The following is a 17,559-nucleotide window of genomic DNA, read 5'->3' as shown; positions in this document are numbered from 1 at the left end:
TTCTCAGAGAAAACGGGTTTTTAATCCATCTTTTTAACTCGCGGGTCGCTTGGATTTGATTCAGTTAAGAAATTTGATCGCTTTCGGGATGGTTGGATATAAAAAATTGAGAGATGATGTAAACTAAAATTCCCGCCAACATTCCGGGTAATACTTCGTAAACTGCACCGGAAAGTTTCAGTCCGACATTCCAAATTAAAGCGGCTAAAATCCCGACAATCATCATAACAATTGCAACGGGAGTTGTGATCGGTTTTTGTAATACTCGCACTAAAAATAACGGTCCCAAACTCGACGCCAACGCCGACCAAGAAAAGGTTACTAACGCAAATACACTATCATTTCCGCTTAATGCGATCGCCAAAATAATCGCCGTTACCGTCAATGTTCCTACTTTTGCCCAACGATAGGACTTGGCGGCGGCGGGAAATAAATCTTGAGTTAAAGCGGCAGAACAGGATAAAATTTGAGAGTCTGCTGTAGAAATTGTTGCCGAAAATAATCCCGCCAACATTAACCCAACCAAGACAACGGGTAATAATTCTAAAGCCAAGAAAGGTAGGGCTAATTCGGGGTCGCTTTCGGTTAGCAAGTTGGGGAGTAAAACCCTAGCAGCCAGTCCAATTCCAATCGCACAACAAGAATTTGTTAACCCAAAAGTAATCTTAATATTGCGGGTTTTTCCCATATTGGCGGGGGAGTTTAAAGCCATCGCCCGGACCATAATATGGGGTTGACCGACAACGCCAAAGCCGGCAACCACCCAACCCAATAAAAACGGCAATAAACCAAACTGTAATTCAGACGGACTCCAACTGACTAAATTGGGATCGATGGCTTCTAATTGGGTCCAAAGTTCGCCAAAACCTCCGCAGTTGAAAATTGCTATAATAAAGAGTAAAATTAGAGAGCCGATCATAATTGTGGCTTGCACCGCATCGGTCCAAATGGAAGCCCTAATTCCCCCGGAAAAACAGTAAATGACAACCACAACCGCACCGACGATAATTCCTAAGTTGTAATTCCAGCCAAAAACGGCATTGAGGGCTTTACTTCCGGCGACGAGTTGGGCGGCCGCATAAGACCCTAAAAATGCTAATGTAATTAATGCAGAGGCGATCGTAATTCCTCTATTTTTTCTGTTTTGACCCAAGAATGCGGAAACCGTTTCGTTGTTGCTTTCTTCCGACATTTCTCTGAGTTTGCGGAAGAATAACAGCCAAGCCATATAGTCTCCCACCGCCCAACCGAAGGTTAACCACAACGCAGAGATTCCCGCCGTATAAGCAAACCCCACCTGTCCGATAAATAACAGTCCGCTTTGACCCGTTGCCATTGCTGAAAGGGCTGTAAACCAGGGGTTAACACTGCGACTCGCTAACAAGTAATCTGAGGTTGTACTTTGTTTTTGAGTGGCGGAATAAATCCCGATGCCGGTAAATAACAGCAGGAATAAAACGAATGTTATTGCAATTAAAACTTGATCGGCCATAAACTGATGAAGTTTAAGTCTCTAATGTTGAGAGTATACCAGCAAATGAAATTTTCACCAAATTTTTGGAGTTAATCTTGATAAAATAAGAGTGAAAAAACACTGGGGAATCCTTTACGGGGTCGGGGTTAGAGATGATTTTGATTTAAAAAAATTATTTTGTTGATTTTTGGGTGATTTTTGATGGCGATCACTTTTAATTGATGGGTAAATTTTTGGCGATCGCCAAAATCTCAGATTGTTAATCCAATGGTAAAGGATTGACAGCATCCTGGGGTTTGACTGCGGATCGACTCAATAGGGTGACATAAATCCCGAGTAATACGCAGGTAAAACCGATCCAGTTATCGGGGCTTAAGATTTCTCCAAAAATTCCCCAAGCTGCAATTGAACCCAAAATTGGGGTGACTAAATGGCAAGTTGAGATGAATTCTGGCGAAAATCGTTTCAAGGAAACTGCTTCTAATCCCAAGCCGATAATTTGACAAATTACAGCCAGGGAAATCACAGCAAACCAGCCATGAATTGTGTGAGGAAACAGTTGTTCTCCGGTGAGAATAACAACCGGTAACGTGATCAACATTCCCACGATAGAACAGCCTTTGATAATTTCTTTTGGAGAAATTCGACTTTTAAGCTGTTCGACAATCAGGGGATATCCTCCCAGTAATAGGGCGGAAAATAGCGCCGCCAAATCCCCTTGAATACGGCTATCGCTGTGGGAAAGATCGTGGAATCCAATCACCAAGGTTCCACCCACTGCGATCGCCATTCCCATTAAAAACTTACCATCAATTTGCCGCTTTAGGAATAACCATCCCCATAAAGCGGTAAATATGGGAGTTAAACTGTGAATAATCGCTGAGTTGGCTACACTGGTTTCAGTTAAAGACCAAGCCCAGACGATTAATGATGTTGACAAGAGGGTTCCCAAGCCCAATAATAGCCCGAGGGTTTGAACCGAATAAACCGGTTGCTTTTTTAAAAAAGAAACAGAATCTTCAGGGCGTTTTGTTGAGATTCCGTTCCACAGTCCCAAAGCAACTGTTGCTATCCAAAAGCGATTAAAAATCGTGGAATAGGGACTGATTTCCCCTTCACTTAAACGGATGAAAATCGGAGAAAACGAGATGGCAACTAGACCAATAACGAGTGAGAGAATAACTCCAAGCTCTACTGGTGCAGACCACTGTTGGCGCAGTCTAACTCTGTAAAACATTTGAGGGGTTAGGGTGATTGTTTTAAGAAATGTTAATCACCTCCTGATTCTACCAACTTTCCAATATTAAAGTCAATACGAATCCAGCCTTTTAGTTTGCGTAAGTTGTCCAGCAACAGCAGGGGAATTTGCCAGTGATGTACCATCAAAAAGGGTAGCGGGTCCTTGACTTGGAAAATGGCGTCGGTTCCCTGAGTAATTTTTCCGATCCAGGCTTGGAGTTTTTCCCCGGAGTCCACCTCCGACAGCCGCCAGAGTTCGTGGTATAACCAATAAGTTGGCTTACTCTCGGCTAAGGGTGTAATGGGCGGTTCGTTATCGTTTTGACTGTCGGTAAGATAGGCATCCGCAACACCGGGATGATTGTAAAACATGGTAATTGCCGAATGAATTCTCGGGTTACATTCTAGGGGATAAACTTTACCATCCGGGGCTTGAATAAAGTCAAAAGAAACTTGTCCGGTAAGGTTTAACGCTTGAACAAACGTTTGCACCCAAGCCAATATTTCCGGGTTTTCTACCTGTTCGTAGTTGACCTGAAAGGGCGAAGATTTTGAACAACAATGTAATCGAATTTTACCCTTTCTAACCGTGCTGTGCGTGCAGAATTCTTGTCCGCGAATAAACTCCTGCATGATCCAGGGTTTATCTTCGCTGATGGGTAATCCTTTAACAAATTTCTCTAATTCTGCATGAGAATTCATCGGTAATTTCGTTAAATCTAAACGATGAACCGAATCATAGGGAATACTTTTGAGGATATATTGGCTTCCATCTTTGGCAAAGTCAAATTCGAGAACTTGTTCCGGTTTGGTAATTAAAAAAGACTTGGGAACCGATAAGCCAAATTCTCTGGCTTTGTCGATAAAGCTAAACTTATTATCCAACATTTCGGTAATATTGGCATCAAAATGAATCACCTCACAATGGGGTGAAAGTAAGGGTTTAGCCAGAGAACAATAGTAACTTTCCACCGGACTTGTTACCGGAATAAATACATCAATGTTTTTCCGTTTAACAAGATCAACCAACCCCTGTATAAAACCCTCTTTATCTTGTTTGGGTGCGGGAACGGTATAAAACCCTTTAACCGCGTTAGAAAACCGATGTCCGGACAGCCAATATTTGTGAGTTTCCACCAAAAAAACCGTATGTCCCGCAGCATGAAAACACCGGGCGAGTTGCAACGCCTTGGTCATTTTTCCGCCCGTGATTAAAATCCTTTTTGGGTTTTGGGCGATCACTTTTTTCTGAAAAGGTTTTTGAATGAAATTTACCAAAAAAGCAATCAAAACGACCGTTAAATTAAACGGAAAAGCAAACAATAATAACAGCAGCGTTCCGATATTTTGAAAAAAAGCAGATGTCCGTTTCGGTTGAATAAACAAAACTTGTGACATATTCTAAACCTATTAATTAATCGCGATCAATTTTTTACCTCTCCCCCGATCCCCCCTTCCCCCCTTAAAAAGGGGGGTGTTTTTGAATATCCTTCTTAAAAAGGGGTGTGTTTTTGAATATCCTTCTTAAAAAGGGGCGTGTTTTTGAACATCCTTTTCTAATTCTCCCCCTTTCTAAAAAGGGTTATTTTTCCGACTTTCCCCCCTTTTTAAGGGGGGTTGGGGGGGATAAATCTTTCCAAGGGGGGGATGAATAAAAACTTCACCTCCTGCTTAAAAAAGAGGTTGTTTTTGAACATCCTTTTCTAATTCTCCCCCTTTCTAAAAAGGGTTATTTTTCCGACTTTCCCCCTTTCTAAGAAGGGTTATTTTTCCGACTTTCCCCCTTTCTAAGAAGGGTTATTTTTCCGACTCTCCCCCCTTTTTAAGGGGGGTTGGGGGGGATCAAAAAGGGTTAAGGAGAGGTTTTTCTTAAATTCTACTTGCGTCGAATCACCGTTAACCCATCCCGCAAGGGTAACAAAACCTGTTCAACCCGGCTATCATTTGCCACAACTTGATTAAACTCCGCGATCGCCTGTCCGTTGGGCGTGCGTTGATTTTCGGGTAAATAAGGCTGTCCTTGCAACAGACTATTATCAACACAAATTATGCCATTTTCGGCTAATAAATTTCGGTCTAACAGCAGATTAAAATAATCAACATATTCCTTTTTATCCGCATCAATAAAAACCAAATCAAAAGACTCACCCGCATCAGCCAATTTTTGCATCGTTTCCAAAGCGGGGGCGACTTCGATTTTAATTTTATTGCCATCGGGAGAAGCATTAAAACAATCTCGGGCAAAATTTGCCACATATTCATCAACTTCGCAGGCGATAATTTCCCCATCATCGGGTAACGCTTCCGCCATCGCCAAAGCCGAATATCCGGTGAACATTCCCACCTCTAAAATGCGTTTGGCGTTCATCATGTGAACAAACAGTTTTAACGTTTGTCCTTCGATGTGTCCCGATAACATTTCCTGTTCCAACTGACGAACCGTTTCGCCATCGGAAAAGCGCAAATTCCAGGGTTCTTTTTGGGTTTTTTCCGCCAAATTTGCTAAAGCTTCCGACTCGGGAGTTGTACAGTCTTCTAAGTAAGGATCTAAACCGGAAGCGAGTTGATAAGCCTGTTGAACCGTCTCGGCAATTTCGGGGGAAATATCCGCTTTTTCAATAAGTTTAACCGCCTGTTCGAGTTTTTCGGCTAATATTCCTAAAGGTGTAACCGGTCTGGCTTTGGGAAGGTCTAAAATACTGGTCATTTTGATAGTTTGATAGTGTTACAAAAGGAGTTCTAACCTCTCCCCCAACCCCTCTCTATCCCCCCTTGATCCCCCCTTTCAAAGGGGGGGGTAAGGCGAGGGGAGTTGTAGAAAAGAGAAGTTTTTAGCCTCCTCCTTTTAGGGGGAGGTTGGTGGGGGTTTTTCGACCTCTCCCCCAACCCCTCTCTATCCCCCCTTGATCCCCCCTTTGAAAGGGGGGGGTAAGGCGAGGGGAGTTGTAGAAAAGAGAAGTTTTTAGCCTCCTCCTTTTAGGGGGAGGTTGGTGGGGGGTTTTCGACCTCTCCCCCAACCCCTCTCCTACGAGGCGAGGGGAGTTGTAGAAAAGAGAAGTTTTTAGCCTCCTCCTTTTAGGGGGAGGTTGGTGGGGGTTTTTCGACCTCTCCCCCAACCCCTCTCCTACGAGGCGAGGGGAGAAAGAAAACGGATAATTCTTCCCTCCTTTTAGGGGGGACTGAGGGGGGTTTTTCGACCTCTCCCCCAACCCCTCTCTATCCCCCCTTGATCCCCCTTTGAAAGGGGGGGGTAAGGCGAGGGGAGAAAGAAAACGGATAATTCTTCCCTGCTTTTAGGGGGAGGTTGGTGGGGGTGATCAGAAAACAGATGTTTGAACCTCTCCCCCAACTTCCTCAACCCCCCTTTTTAAGGGGGGAAGGGGGGATCAACTAACGAGTTGCAGCCAAAGCAGGTTTTTCGGTTTCCACTTGAATGTAGGCGTCCAAACCGTCGCCAGAACGGGGATAATCAACACATAAGCGCTTGTGATCCGCGATCGCTTCTTCGAGTTCTTCGTAGGTGAGATCGTTGATAAAGTGGCAGGTTCCGATGGGGCGAGGTACGGCAGCCCGCAGTTTACCGTCACGGGTTTGAATGATCGACTCGGTGGCTTTCCACATCAAGTCCGCTTCCATCAGGGGGTGATCCAGAGACAGTCCCAAACGACTCATCAAGCTGAGAATGCGATCGCGATCTTCGTTGCTGATATAACCCCGTTTGGCGGCTAACGTGGCCGATAATGCCATGTCAATATTAACCGCGTGACCGTGATACAAAGGAATTTCGGGGGCGAGTTCCAACGTCGGACTCCAGGTGTGTCCGTAGGCGATAACGCGATCGAGATCGAGTTCGTGGAGGTTGGGAACTTCCAACTCTAGCATCCGTTTGATCGCTTTATAGTTGAGGCGATGACCAATTTCTTGGAGTTCTGGCGTACCGTCAGCGAACCCAAAATGGCTGTATAACAGTTGTTCGCCGTGTTCTTCAAGCATTTTAAATACTTCGGCTTCGGAAACAACGGCAATTTTCACGAGTTCAGCCATTCCGTTGCGAATTTGGGCCACAGGTAAGGTACGCAGGAAGGAGAAGTCGAGGAGAACTTGTTTGGAGGCGTGGTAGGCGCCGAGACGGTTTTTCAGTTTTTTGTGGTTAACGGCAACTTTGATGGCGACGCTGGCATCAATTAAACCAATTAAGGTTGTGGGGATGCGAATGTAGTTGCTGCTGCGACGATAGGTTGAACAAGCGAAACCCGCAACGTCGGTAGTTAAACCGCCACCGATGACTAAAACGGGTTCTTTGCGAACTAAGCCAAAGTCGGCGAAGGCGTCGATGATGGTTTCAAAGGTTTGTATAGTTTTGGCAGGTTCGGGGATGGATACCGGGAAGATGCGAAGATCGATATTGTAGTGTTGGAAGTAAGCCTGCATCTGTTCGCCATACAGACGGTTAATATTTGCATCCACAACCGCCAAACAGCGTCCGAATTTTTGGTAGGTTTCAGCCAGTTGAGGGTTTTTGATGTCGAAAGCACCGTCAACGTAAACTAAACTGAATTCGATTTTTTCGTAGCCTTCTACGTGAAAAGCGCTCTCCGTGGCTTCAAATGTGGCTTGAACGTGACTCATTGATTTTTACCTGAATTAAATAAGGGTTGGTCAAACGATGCAACATTTCACACCAATGCCACGTCTTCAAGTGTTGATGGGTCTGTAGCTTAAATCTTTAGCCAGAAGCTTATTTCTGACTCGAAAAAAAACAGCAGGGAGTTTCAGGAGAGTCACTGATGTCAGCATTCTCCTCTTGTCAGATTTAAGAAATCTGTGCTAAGATTATCAGCTTAATTAAGTAATTTTATCCTCCCCGAATTGAATCTCTATTCGATTGGGGGATTTTTGCTGTATTGCTAGGTCTGTCAACAAAATCAGAAGCCAAAAGCTTGGCATTACACTAAAGGGTTAGTGGAAGTCTAGCTTTTATTCTTCCTCTAAAAGGTTAGAAGTTGGGATCATAACACAGATGTTTCGACAAATGACAACCCGAGTTGAGCTAAGGAGCAAACAACTCTCTTATTCACAGCCAAACATCAAACTATTGTTTTCTCCATCTTCTTGTTGATTACTCTCAAACTCTCAGTCTACAGCCTGGGATGACTTAGGACTACTTTATAAACTCTTGTTAGACATCACTCGATGGCTCAAGAATTTAGGTTTGAGCGAGAATATTGCTGTTGACAATTCCTGGCAATATTCACTTGAAGTTGCAATTGGTGGAAATGCAAACTATCTTTGGTCGTTCAATCCGAGTATATATGACTAGCTCGGTTTCGGACTTCTTCGACCTAAGAAAATAACTAGAGAAGAAAGCAACTTGCTTCTCTCTCGCCCGAGTTTCCACTTCAGTTTACAGCCAGAATTGACCTGCTGATCGGGATCTATTGGTCGTTCAGCAAATGCAATTTTAAGCAGCAATTCTGATTTGTTTCTACTCACAGGCTAATTTTTGGGGTCTACTCCCCTGCTGAATTTAATTTCACTTGTTAGTAGTTTAACTCTTGATCTTTCTTTTTAATCAAAATTAATGTTAATTAATGTTAAGTTGCTGACGTTATAACTGTTAATTTATGTAAAGCTGACATTATAACAGCTATAAGGTCGCTCGGTTCTCAACGATTAGCTTTTTTTAATAATGTCTTAATACTGTTAAGAGAACACGATGAAAATGGGCATTTTTCAATCGTAAATAGAGAAAAAAACCTATTGATTTGGTTAACTTCATATTTTTATAAATTTGTCAAGAGTCTAAAGTTAGGTTGAACGGTCGGTTATTTTCCTTGACAAGTTTTCCGGAATCTGCTTATCTTCATCTGTCAAACCAGTTGTAGGACTTTAGTCCGTAACAGGCGTAAACGCATTCAAAAACCGTTGTCGGACTTTAGTCCATAACAAGCGTGAAAACGGAACAAAAAACCGTTGTCGGACTTCAGTCCATAACAGGCGTAAACGCATTCAAAAACCGTTGTTGGACTTTAGTCCATAACAGGCGTTAAAACGGAACAACACAGCGTTGTCGGACTTCAGTCCATAACAGGCGTTCCAACGCAACAACAGAGCAAATAGAACTCGGCATTTTACGATAAAATTGTCCACTGCTATAGTCAATCTGGATGTTAATGCTGCCCAAGCTGCCCAAAGGGTTAACTCGTCACTGGCCTATTTATCTCCCTCTGATGTTGTTGGGAGCCTTACTCACGCCATTAGCACTCCGTTCTTATGTAGAAACCACAACCTATAGCCGTCGCTATACCAATATCAACCAAGTTCCGGTTAAACCCGTTGCCATTGTGTTTGGGGCCGGTGTGTGGGAAGATGGAACACCGATGCCGATGCTTGCCGATCGCATCCAAGGCGCCATTGACCTGTATCATTTGGGGCGAGTGCAGAAAATCTTAATGACTGGAGATAACGCCACACCGGAATACAATGAAGTGATTGCCATGCAAAACTATGCAGAACAGCAAGGAGTCCCCCTCAAAGATATCAGACTGGACTATGCCGGGTTTAGCACCTACGAAAGTTGTTATCGAGCCAAAGAAATTTTCGGAGTCCAACAAGCAATATTAATCACGCAAGAATACCATTTACCTCGGGCGGTCTACACTTGCAGTCAGTTGGGTATCAATGCAGTCGGTTATGGCAGACCGGACTGGGGCAAATATCAAGATGAGTCTATGCGATTTTACACCCAACGGGAGATGCTAGCCATCATCAAAGCCTTGTTAGAAGTTCATATCCTCCGTCCTAAACCAACGTTTTTAGGACCGTTTGAGGGAATGGGAAACGGTTAACAGTCACCAGTCACCAGTCACCAGTCACCAGTTTTACAGTCACCAGTCACCCTTCGGGTTCAGCAGTCGCTCATGGGGGAAACCCCCAAGACCGCGCTGCTTCACCAGTCACCAGTCACCAGCGCGAACTCGCGACTTGGCGGAATGGTCGCGAGCGAAGTTCGCGCATAGAGCGAAGTTCGCAAGAGAGTTATTAGAGTTGTCAGTAAACAGTTTCTCCCTACCTCCCCATCTCCCCATCTCCCCACCTCCCCATCTCCTGACTCGGTGAGTGCTAAAGTTGAGTAATTTGCTTTATGCTAGGGGTGGGGAATTTATCAAGGGCGGATAATGGCACTTTATCTCGATTCGGCGATTATCGAAGAAGCAACCCAAGTGAGTCAATGGGGTTGGGTCAAAGGAATTACCACCAACCCAACGTTATTGGCTAAAAGTACCCTTTCGCCGACAGAAACCCTCAAACAACTCAAACAAACCACATCGGGAGAAATTTGTTATCAACTCACCGCTTCTGACATAGATGGAATGATAGCAGAAGCCAGAGCCGCCTATGCACTTCTGGGAACCCAAACCGTGTTAAAAATTCCGGCGACTGCGGTCGGGTTTCAAGCGGTTTCTCGTTTGTCTGCTGATATTCCCTGTGCGGTAACTGCTATTTATAGTCCCGCTCAAGCTGTCGTGGCGATGGAAGCGGGGGCAAAATATGCTATTGCTTATGTTAACCGAGCAACTCGATTTTTGGGGGATGGGATAAAATTAGTTGAGGATATGTCTGCCGTACTCAAAGGAACGAATACCACCATTTTAGCCGCGAGTATTAAATCACCCGAAGAAGCCGCCGCAACGTTGAAAGCGGGGGCGACTCATTTAACGTTACCGTTGGAGATTTTAAAAGCAATAACCACTCACGAACTTTCGGAAAAAACCGTTAAAGAGTTTGCCGAAAATGGGATTGGTTTAACATTCTAATTTTAGTTTTTATTCTTCTTCAAGAAGGGTTTCGGCTTGTAGTAATTCTTCAAGTTGAGTCACCAAGTCGGGAAGGTTATGTTGAATTGTGTTCCAAATAATTTTCAAATTGACTTGAAAATATTCGTGGGCAATTACATTTCTCATATCGCCTATTATTCGCCAGGGAATTTGCGGAGAACAGGATTTCACTTCGTTTGAAACATTGATTGCTGCTTCACCAATGATAACAAAATCATAGAGAATTGCTTTGATCAGTATTTCATTTTGTTGGAATTCTTCAAAAGTCATTCCGGCTGTGTAATTCTGGATACTGTTAGCCGCATTAATAATATCTTGAATGCGAAGTCGGGATTTTCTAGAAGGCACGAATAATGTCCTTTAATACGGGTTCTCGAAGGTGTTCTCGCAAAGCATCTTTAGTTCCCAAATCGACTTTATAACCCAGAATATCTTCTAAATAGTGCTGAACTTTAAAGAGTTCAAATAGTCCGGCATTAATATCAAATTCTACTAGAAAATCAATATCACTCTCGGGCGTGGCTTCATTTCTGGCAACAGAACCAAATAATTCTAGAGATTTAACGCCGAGTTTCTCAAGTGTTTCCCGATGTTCTGCTATTATTAATAATACTCGTTCTCGTTCCATAACTACTTAATTTAAACTCAATATTTAGATTCCCTATTTCTAGAGATGTATTAAACCCAGTATAACCCAGAGTTAAAACTGAACTTCGTACTCAAACCGAATCTCACTTTCACCCCCCAAACCAGCCGCACCCCGAATCAGTAAGTTATCATTAACTCGGTAATTTACCCCAAACTGGGTGGGTTGTTCTTCGGCTAAAACTTGAGACAGAGAAACCGAAACATTATCGGTAACATCCAAACCAATTTCTATACCCAAACCCAAAGCCGAAGACGCTGTTGAACCCTCACTTTTAGAAATACGCGCGGGATAAAGACGAAATTCGGTTAAACCCGTTGCATCCAAAACATTTTGTTGAATTTGACTAAAAATACCCGCACTGGCAATATTCGCTAAAACTAAGGTTGTATCCCCCGTAATTCCTTCAAACGTACTGCCGCCCAATAACGCAATTAACTGTGTTTGTGAACGGGGAGGAGAACTTTTTAATTCTATAATATCATTAATTTGAGAAGCCGGACCTTGAACTAATGCCGTTACCCGAATGGTTCTTACCGTTCCTAAATTAGCAGCAGTCGGACTTTCTGAAATTTCCGAAGGAAACGCCGAAGTCGGGGCTTGAAAACGAGTAGTTTCTGTTACCCGAGTCACCAGTCGCAAATCTAAAATCGGATTGAGTCCTTCGGAGGGAACAAAAATCGCCTGTTGCGGATAACCCCGGTCTAAAGTAAAACGAGTTGCGTAGAGGTTCAAGGCGCCGCCTGTGAGTTCAATAACCCCACTCGGACGAATATCTTCTAAACTTTCTAATGTGCCATTAACGGCAATCGTTCCCTCTGCGGAAAAGTCAACAATGGGAACACTTAAAAACTGACTAACCGGCGGAGTTTCTATCTGAATATCTTCTCCCAATGTCAATCTAAAATTATCCAAACCAATCCTCACAGGTCCGGTATCGGGTAATCCTCCCCCTCCGCCTTCTGGGGTAGCTGCGGCGGCGACGGGTAAAATTACAGTACCATTTGAAAGGATAATTTGACCTCCGATTTCCGGCCTTAATACGGTACCATTAATCGCAATCATTCCGGCGGCATCTCCGGTGTATAATTCTTCCACATCAACTTGTAAATTCTCCAACGCGATCCGCAGCGGTCTGGTAACATCCGGGTCTTCTTCTTCAAAGGGGAAAACAATCGGTAAAACCCCCTGAACCAAAATATTTCCGGTTCCCGCTTCTCCCACTAATTCCCCTTCAATTCCACTAACCGTAACGCGATCGCTGACAAAAGTTGCGCTTCCCGATAACCCAACAATAGACTGTTCGAGGCTATCTAAACTAATCACCCCATCTTGAAGTTTTAACAACCCTTGGGGCGCTATCGAAATGCGAGAAATCTCCCCACTCGGCGCCTGTTCCAAAATCCCTCTTACACTCAACTCCAGCAAACCTGTTCCCTCTACCCAATCAATTTCGGGGTTAAGTAAATCAATCACATTAAACCCTTCATCTTGAATATTCACCTGCGCTTCGAGTATATTACTTTCGGCAGAAACTTCAGCAAACGGTAAACGATAGGGAACGCTTGCTTTAATCCGAATCGGATCTTCTTCGGTCAATAAAATATTACTTCCCAAAAATAGACGGGCATTATTATAACTAAAACTTCCTCGGGCTTCTCGGATGGGTTCATCATTAAAACTGCCTTCAACAACGGTAAATTCTCCCGTTGCTTGCGGGTTCGCCAAAGTTCCGGCAATATTTGCCCGAAAATTCAATTGACCGTTAACATCAATATTGGGCAGTTCAACAAAATTTTCTAACTCATCTTGGAGTCGTTCTAAACGAATATTTTTCACCCGAAACTGTCCGGATGGAAGCTGTTTGTCCAAAGCATACTGTCCGCGAAAATCATAAACCGTTTCTTCGGAAGTCAGTTGCAAAGGTAACACCCGAATGACATTATCGGGATCTAAACTCGCATTCAAAATAAACTCATCGGCTTCAAACCGTCCCCAAGTCCAATCCCCGAGATTTTTGACGGCGACTTGTCCGGTGACTCCCGACTCTATCGAACCCTGAACCAAAATTTCCCCGGTAAAACTCCCCCGCAGCGCTTGCAAAGGCGGTAAAGGTTCTTCTTCTTCTTTGAGAAGTTGTCGCCTCAATATGGCTTGAATTTCTTCAAAGCGTTGCAGTTGTTGAGTTAAAGTTGCATCCGGGGGTACACCCACAGCCACAGGTTGCACATCGGCGGCGGTGCCATATTCGGGGGTTTGCAAGCCTCGAACCAGATCGCTGAGATTATAGTATTCTAACGCCGCTAGGATGTCCTGTAAGCGGCCTGTGGGAATATCAATTTCCGCTTCAAAGTCGGGGGCGGCGTCCGCAGTGGGATTGGCAAATGGCGTGACGCCGGCTTGTAAATCGGCGATAATTGCTGCTAGGTCCGCACGGGCGGCGACTAAGATTTCGGTTTCTCCGTAAGCCAGCAAACCATCGGTTAACTGAAATAGCCCGTTAGCGAGGCTTATATTGGCGTTGAAGGCATCTAAATCAATATAACCGAGGGCGGGGTCATCGACGGCGATCGCACCCTGTACGCCTATTTGAGTGGGGTCGAGGGTTTCTAAGTTTGAAATGGTCACATCCGCAGTGGCTATACCGCTAATCGCCCCGATGCCTTGGTCGGCTAAGGGCGCTAAACTCAGGGTACTGAGGGGAAATTGTTCTAAATTGACGAGTAAATTCTCGCCGACGGTTCGACCTTGGGCGATAGTTTGGTCTTGTCGAAGTAAGAAACTTTCGGGTAAATATTGGTCATTGAGTACCAATTCTATCCGATCTTCTTGTCCTGCTAACGCTAAATTTATCCCTTGATTTAATCCGGCGCTGACGGTTCCGGCTAAGATGGGATCGAATTCTAATTCTCGAACAATTAAATTTTCTAGACTTAAATCTCCGGTTAATTGTAACGTCGATAATGACCCGGTTAATTGACCATCAAAGTTAACCAAACCCGCAATTAAAGGCCCTTCTCCGGCGACTTCTGGGGGAACATTTACTAACAACCGTTGAATCAGGGGAGACTGCAAATCAAAGTCCGATAAACGCACATCAACGTTGAGGTTGGAAACTTGCGGCGCCCCGGTTCCTGAAAATTCTATCGCAACAAATCCATCGGCGCCAAATTGTGGGGTTTCCAGTTGTTCAATTTCTAAACGTTCTCCATCCCAATTAAACGCCGCTTCTAGGGGCTGTTTGATAATCGGAAGTTCCGTTAATTCTAACTCTCCCATCGCCCGAATTGTTTCGGGTCTGAGTTCAACTAAAGAACCCCTAGCACTCAATTGAGTATCCAACAATCCCCGCAATAAAGGCATTGCTTCGGCTTGAGTAATTAACCCTTGCTGTTCTAATGGTTCTAGCACATCTCGGGTTTGCGATTCAACGATATCGGAAAATCGACTTAAAGCAATTCTATCTGCATTAATAATTGTTTGCCACTGTCCGCGAAGCGCTTGACCGGATAATCTTACCATTCCCCCTTCTTGTCCCAAATTAATTAAACCATCAACATTGGCGGTAATTCCTGATGGGGTAACATTGGTTAAGTTTCCCGATGCGGTTGCTTGGAGTTGGATTTCGCCGTTTCTAAAGTTTAAATTTTGAATTTCTCGATTCAGATTTGGCGATAAATTTGCTAGCGGTAAACCGACATCTATTAACGGTTCAATTGGGATTTCATCGGTATTGACGCTAACTTGAAATTGATTGTCTGTTAACTGTCCTCTGGCTTGAACCGTTCCGCCAAAATTCCCTAAATCAATTTGACTGTTGAGGGTTCCGGTGATTTCATCTAAATTGTTTAAATTGCCAGAAAATAAGCCTTTTGCTTCTAGGCTTCCGTTGCGAAAATCGAGATTTTGAATAGAATTATTAATTTCGGGGGATAAGTTTGCAAAGGGTAAACCTAAGTCAATTAATGGGTTTAATGGAATCGTTGAGGTGTCGATATCGGCTTGAAATACATCTCCGCTTACCCTCGCGGATGCACGAATAACGCCTCCGGTATCGGGAAGATTGACGAGGGCTTGAGTTCGGGCGATAATTTGGTCTAAGTTGTTAATATTTCCCCGAACTGTTCCTTCGGCTTGTACGGTGCCGTTTTGTATCTCTAAATCTTGGATTTGATCTTGAGTGTTCGCCGGAATATTGGTAAAATTTTGGGCGATATCGATAATTCGGGTTAGGCGTAAGGGTTCGGTATCGAAGTTGGCAGAAAATAGACCTTCTCGAATTTGTGCGGTTGCATTAATTGAACGTTCTCCTAAATTAATCTGAACGTCGCTTTCGGCGCGAATATTGGCGGGGTCTAAGTTATCTAAATTTCCGATTAATTCCGCATCTAAATTTAACCGTCCGTCCGATAAATCTATTCTGGAAATATCTGATTTTAAACTGGGTTCTAAGCCGGAAAATAGCAATCCAATATTAACTAAAGGTTCGAGGGCGACTTGACTCGCGTTAACGTTTGCATTCCACTGTTTCGGTTGGAGTTGTCGGGCGTTTATATTAATATTTCCATCGGCAATTTCAACGGCTGCATTCAGTTGATTTCGATCTAAATCTGCTTGACCAAAAATCGGGGCGGTTGCTGCGGGTAAAGCAAATTCGGCTTCTCCTTTCAGGTTTTCTAAGGTTCCTGAAACTTGGGCTTCAGCCGAAAGTTCACCCCAGCGAAAGGGGGAAACAATTCCGTAAGATTCGACAAGAGAATCCAAGCCAACATTATTGATATCGAGATTAAAATTAATTTCCGGGTTGATGGGGTTTTCTTCTTGTTTTTGTTCCGGGGTTGGGGTTGAAGGAACGGGAAGTATTGCGGGGGGTTGGGTTGGTGTTTGGGGCGGTGTTTGGGGTGTTTCGGGTTGATTTATCGGTTCAATGACAATGGCTTGATTGGCGGTAATTAGTTCTTTTAATCCTTGGAGTTTAACGGTTCCTTCTCCGGTAATATTTCCGCCGGTTGCGGGTTGAATTTGCAGGGAATCAACGGTTAGAAGGGGATCGGATTCTAATGAAAAATCGCTTTGCAGTTGGGCGGTAACGTTTAATTGGGTGCTGAAACTATCGAGATTAATTTTATCAATTTCAACCGGTGCGGTGCTGTCAATATCTACGGTGATAACGGGTTTTAAAATAGTTCCTTTTAACCCAATATCAGTTTGTACCGCTCCCGAAACGGGAAAGGGTAAGTTAAGGGGTTCTTCGGCGACATTTTGAGCAATATCGAGGAAGGTTGAAAGGCGAGTCGGTTCAATATTGGCGGTGAAATCTAACTGGGTTTTTGATATATCCAATTGCGGGTTAGCTGTGGCGGTTCCGCTCAAATTAACGTTAATATCTCCCAAACCCGTTGTTAAGCTTTCAATTCTAGCTTGAGTCCCGTTAAAGCGAAATTGAGCGTTAATCGGTTGAATGGGTCTATCGAGGTCTGTCACCTCAATTTTTACATCATCTAGTCTGGCTTGTCCTTGAATTTGGGAAAGTTGAGAATCAACTAAATTCACATAAACATTAGCATCAACCATTCCCCTTTGTAGGGCAAAATTGGGCGCTTTAATTAAACCCGTAAATTGGGAAAGCGGGATATTATTGACTCGTAATCGGCCCTGAATATCATTATCGGGCGTAAAAACATTTGCCTGCACATAAAACGTTCCGCCCCGTTCAAAACTCCCATTTAAACGACCTTTAATTCGTTCATTATTTTCGCCAACATCAACAACAGCCCGACTAATATTCAAAGGAATAACGACCGGTTCGCCTGTCGCAACATAGGGCGTTAACGTAACATTAGCATTTCTCAGTCCCACCGAGCCAAATTGAACATCAATGGGCGGGTCGCCTTCTAAATTTAATTCCGTTTGAATCCAGTCTCCCTCCTCATCTTCTTCGAGATAAACATCAGCATTAACTAAAGTAATATCAAGATTTAAAGTTGGATTTGTGAAAATAGACGATAACGAAAACGCCACCTCAACCGCTTCCGTTGTGGCGTTCGTGTCGCTGGTGGGGGTAGCCGGTATCGAAGAACGACCAAAGCGAAGACTGCTGAAAGTCACCCGTTCAACCGGGCCAACCGTGACCGGGCGCTCAATAATACCCTCAACAATACCACCAACCATAGGCGCCAGCCGATTTTGGATAAACCAGATAGCCGTAGTTCCCGCAGCGATAGTGGTCACTCCCAGTCCCACCCCTCCCCATATTAAAACCCGACGCCAGCGGCGACGACGGGGAGAAGTCGATTCAGAATTGGGGTTTGGAGAGTTTGTCATTACACAGGTTGATGTTGTAGCAAATGGAGACTGAAACC

The 17,559-nt window shown here is 44.0% G+C and carries 10 protein-coding genes; 2 read left to right on the top strand and 8 right to left on the bottom strand.

Going from position 1 to position 17,559, the window contains the following annotated elements:
- Positions 1 to 64: 64 nt before the first annotated feature.
- The 5 genes from ACL6C3_RS20945 to ACL6C3_RS20925 form a co-directional block, all read right to left on the bottom strand.
- Complete coding sequence (locus ACL6C3_RS20945; RefSeq protein WP_413160982.1) at positions 65 to 1,492, bottom strand: sodium/proline symporter; 1,428 nt, start codon at positions 1,490 to 1,492, stop codon at positions 65 to 67.
- 241 nt (positions 1,493 to 1,733) lie between these two features.
- Positions 1,734 to 2,711: a DMT family transporter gene (locus ACL6C3_RS20940; protein ID WP_413160981.1), complete on the bottom strand. Its 978-nt coding sequence runs from the start codon at positions 2,709 to 2,711 to the stop codon at positions 1,734 to 1,736.
- Between the two features lie 32 nt (positions 2,712 to 2,743).
- Entirely contained in the window at positions 2,744 to 4,111 is a 1,368-nt protein-coding gene (locus tag ACL6C3_RS20935) for an ATP-grasp domain-containing protein (protein WP_413160980.1), read from the bottom strand.
- Between the two features lie 478 nt (positions 4,112 to 4,589).
- Positions 4,590 to 5,420 (bottom strand): O-methyltransferase, encoded by an 831-nt coding sequence (locus ACL6C3_RS20930; RefSeq protein WP_413160979.1) that lies wholly within the window; start codon positions 5,418 to 5,420, stop codon positions 4,590 to 4,592.
- A 683-nt stretch (positions 5,421 to 6,103) separates the two neighbouring features.
- Complete coding sequence (locus ACL6C3_RS20925) at positions 6,104 to 7,342, bottom strand: sedoheptulose 7-phosphate cyclase (protein ID WP_413160978.1); 1,239 nt, start codon at positions 7,340 to 7,342, stop codon at positions 6,104 to 6,106.
- 1,544 nt (positions 7,343 to 8,886) lie between these two features.
- On the opposite strand from ACL6C3_RS20925, the gene ACL6C3_RS20920 reads away from it, so the two are divergent.
- Both ACL6C3_RS20920 and ACL6C3_RS20915 read left to right on the top strand, forming a co-directional pair.
- A complete protein-coding gene (locus ACL6C3_RS20920) occupies positions 8,887 to 9,561 on the top strand; it encodes a vancomycin high temperature exclusion protein (protein ID WP_413160977.1) in 675 nt (224 codons plus the stop codon).
- 330 nt (positions 9,562 to 9,891) lie between these two features.
- Positions 9,892 to 10,530 (top strand): transaldolase family protein, encoded by a 639-nt coding sequence (locus tag ACL6C3_RS20915; RefSeq protein WP_413160976.1) that lies wholly within the window; start codon positions 9,892 to 9,894, stop codon positions 10,528 to 10,530.
- Positions 10,531 to 10,539: 9 nt separating this feature from the next.
- On the opposite strand, the gene ACL6C3_RS20910 is transcribed toward ACL6C3_RS20915, so the two are convergent.
- The 3 genes from ACL6C3_RS20910 to ACL6C3_RS20900 form a co-directional block, all read right to left on the bottom strand.
- On the bottom strand, positions 10,540 to 10,899 hold the full coding sequence (locus ACL6C3_RS20910; protein ID WP_413160975.1) for a DUF86 domain-containing protein: 360 nt from the start codon (positions 10,897 to 10,899) through the stop codon (positions 10,540 to 10,542).
- On the bottom strand, positions 10,889 to 11,179 hold the full coding sequence (locus tag ACL6C3_RS20905) for a nucleotidyltransferase family protein (protein WP_413160974.1): 291 nt from the start codon (positions 11,177 to 11,179) through the stop codon (positions 10,889 to 10,891). Before ACL6C3_RS20905 ends, ACL6C3_RS20910 begins: the two co-directional genes overlap by 11 nt.
- 72 nt (positions 11,180 to 11,251) lie before the next feature.
- Complete coding sequence (locus ACL6C3_RS20900; protein WP_413160973.1) at positions 11,252 to 17,521, bottom strand: translocation/assembly module TamB domain-containing protein; 6,270 nt, start codon at positions 17,519 to 17,521, stop codon at positions 11,252 to 11,254.
- Positions 17,522 to 17,559 lie beyond the last annotated feature (38 nt).

The organism is Capilliphycus salinus ALCB114379, from assembly GCF_047276495.1.
Taxonomy (GTDB): Bacteria; Cyanobacteriota; Cyanobacteriia; order Cyanobacteriales; family Microcoleaceae; genus Capilliphycus; species Capilliphycus salinus.
This window is presented reverse-complemented; position numbering and strand designations above follow the sequence as displayed.

What these genes read in the sequence shown, in the direction of transcription:
- ACL6C3_RS20930 (WP_413160979.1), bottom strand. Translation starts at nt 5,420, where the DNA reads ATGACCAGTATTTTAGACCTTCCCAAAGCCAGACCGGTTACACCTTTA.
- ACL6C3_RS20945 (WP_413160982.1), bottom strand. Translation starts at nt 1,492, where the DNA reads ATGGCCGATCAAGTTTTAATTGCAATAACATTCGTTTTATTCCTGCTG.
- ACL6C3_RS20900 (WP_413160973.1), bottom strand. Translation starts at nt 17,521, where the DNA reads ATGACAAACTCTCCAAACCCCAATTCTGAATCGACTTCTCCCCGTCGT.
- ACL6C3_RS20920 (WP_413160977.1), top strand. Translation starts at nt 8,887, where the DNA reads ATGCTGCCCAAGCTGCCCAAAGGGTTAACTCGTCACTGGCCTATTTAT.
- ACL6C3_RS20915 (WP_413160976.1), top strand. Translation starts at nt 9,892, where the DNA reads ATGGCACTTTATCTCGATTCGGCGATTATCGAAGAAGCAACCCAAGTG.
- ACL6C3_RS20905 (WP_413160974.1), bottom strand. Translation starts at nt 11,179, where the DNA reads ATGGAACGAGAACGAGTATTATTAATAATAGCAGAACATCGGGAAACA.
- ACL6C3_RS20925 (WP_413160978.1), bottom strand. Translation starts at nt 7,342, where the DNA reads ATGAGTCACGTTCAAGCCACATTTGAAGCCACGGAGAGCGCTTTTCAC.
- ACL6C3_RS20935 (WP_413160980.1), bottom strand. Translation starts at nt 4,111, where the DNA reads ATGTCACAAGTTTTGTTTATTCAACCGAAACGGACATCTGCTTTTTTT.
- ACL6C3_RS20940 (WP_413160981.1), bottom strand. Translation starts at nt 2,711, where the DNA reads ATGTTTTACAGAGTTAGACTGCGCCAACAGTGGTCTGCACCAGTAGAG.